Annotated in this window: 1 protein-coding gene; it reads right to left on the bottom strand. The window is 68.5% G+C overall.

Features of this window, described 5'->3' with window-relative positions; translation table 11 throughout:
* A partial coding sequence (locus FV227_RS28450) for a molybdopterin oxidoreductase family protein (RefSeq protein ID WP_147860464.1) occupies positions 1-2,147 on the bottom strand: 2,147 nt, incomplete at its 3' end.
* Positions 2,148-2,195: the final 48 nt, after the last annotated feature.

Genomic DNA, 2,195 nt, shown 5'->3' with positions numbered 1-2,195 from the left:
ACCTCGACGAGGTTGTCCGAGAACGAGGGCGCGTGGCCCATGTCGCTGAAGGCGCCCGACGAGATGCTGTTGACCGTGCCCTCGTTGAGCTGGCGCCAGTAGCCCAGCGTCGCGACCACGATGCCGGCCGTCACGTCGTCGGTGATGCGGGCTACGCCCTTGAAGGCGCCGCGGTCGTTGGCGACCTGCACCTTGTCGCCGTCGCGAATGCCGCGGGCGTCGGCGTCGGCCTGGCTGATCAGTACGAACTGCTCGCCCTGGCCCTTCTGCTTGTCCTCCATGTTGGCGTAGCAGGAGTTCAGGAAGTAGTGGCTCTTGGGCGAGACGATGTTGAGCGGGAAGCGCCTGGCCAGCTCCGGGTCGTTGGCGTGGGATTCCCGCGGGCCGAGGTAGTCGGGCAGGGGATCGAGCGCCTCGCCGGGCTGGAAGCCCTCGTACATCTGCCGGAACGGCGGCGCGACGAAGTTCGTGGCGCCCTCCACCTTCAGCATGCACTTGCCGGTCGGCGTCGGGAAGTTGCCCTCCCGGTGCGGCGCCCGGTCGTCCGGCGTGCCGACCTTCAGGCGGGCGAAGCCGTGCTCGCGCATGTAGGCGAGGTCGATGCCCTCGCAGGCCGGCGACGACCAGTCGACGTAGTGCTCGAGGCACTCGCTGTCCGACCACGTGAAGTTCTCCTCCGCGTAGCCGAGCCGGGCCGCGAGCCGGCGGAAGATCTCGTTGTTCGGGATCGCCTCGCCGGGCGCGTCCGCGCACTTGGTGTTGTAGGTCAGGTAGAGGTGGCCCCAGGACAGGATCATGTCCTCCATCTCCGCGCCCATCGTGGCGGGCAGCAGGATGTCGGCGTAGGACGCCGTGTCGGAGATGAAGTGCTCGGCCGAGACCATGAACAGGTCCTCGCGCATCAGCCCCTCGACGATCTTGTCGGTCTCGGGCGCCTGCGTGACGGGGTTCGAGTTCCAGCACATCATCGACAGGATCGGCGGGTCGAGCTTCAGCTCGCCGGTGAGCGCGCGCCCGATCTGCAGGTTCGACACGACGCGGGTCCCCTCCGGGATCAGGTCGGGCCGGCACATCACGTCGAACTTGTAGGGATGTTCCCACACGCCGAACTGGGTGACGCCGCCGCCGACGTGACGCCACGCGCCGGTCAGCGCCGGGATGCAGGTGACGGCGCGGATGGTCTGGCCGCCGCCGTAATGCCGCTCCAGCGCCACGCCCATGCGGATGCCGACCGGCTGCTCGGTCGCCATCTCGCGGGCGAGCGTGCGGATGTCCTCGGCCGGGACGCCGGTGATCGCGGCGGCCCATTCCGGCGTGCGGGGCGCGGCCCGCTCCTTCAGCTCCGCGAAGCCGACCGTGTGGTTGTCGACGTAGTCCTGGTCGACGAGGCCCTGCGCGATGATCGAGTTGATCAGCGCCATGGCGAGCGCGCCGTCGGTGCCGGGCTTCGGGGCGATGTGCCAGTCGGCCGCCTTGGCGGTGCGCGAGGCGTAGGTGTCGATGACGACGACCTTGGCGCCCTTCTTCTGAGCGTCCTTGACGATGGCCCAGTGGTGCAGGTTCGTCGAGACCGAGTTGCAGGCCCAGATCACGATGTACTTGGAGTGGATGTAGCTGTCCGGGTCGAGGCCGGCGGTCGGGCCGACGGTGAGCAGCCACGCGGTGCAGGAGCCCTCGCCGCAGAAGGTGCGCTCGGTCACGGTGGCGCCCATGCGGTTGAAGAAGGCGTCGCCGCCGTTCAAGCCGTGCACGAGGCCCTGGTTGCCGAGGTAGCTGTAGGGCGCGATCGCCTCGGGGCCGTGCTGGTCGATGATCGCCTTCCAGCGCGTGACGATGGTGTCGAGCGCCTCGTCCCAGGTGATGCGCGCGAACTGCTTCGCGCCCTTCGGGCCGACGCGCTTCATCGGGTAGAGCAGCCGGTCGGGATGGTAGTGGCGCTTCTCGTAGTCCTTCAGCTTCACGCAGAGGCCGCCGCGGGTCATCGGATGGTCTGGGTTGCCCCGCACGCCGAGCAGCTCCCCGTCCTTCACCTCGAACAGCATCGAGCAGGTGTCCGGGCAATCGTGCGGGCAGCCGCCGAAGAAGGTCTCGGTCAGGCTCTCGGCCTCCGCGACGATCAGGGAGTCCGGCTTGACGATTTCGTTCATGTTTCCTCCACCGTCGGGCGTCCGGCCTTCTTGGCGTTCCGGATGGCG

Source organism: Methylobacterium sp. WL119 (assembly GCF_008039875.1).
Taxonomy (GTDB): Bacteria; Pseudomonadota; Alphaproteobacteria; order Rhizobiales; family Beijerinckiaceae; genus Methylobacterium.
The sequence above is the reverse complement of the archived record's forward strand: the minus strand, read 5'-3'. Positions and strand labels throughout refer to the sequence as shown.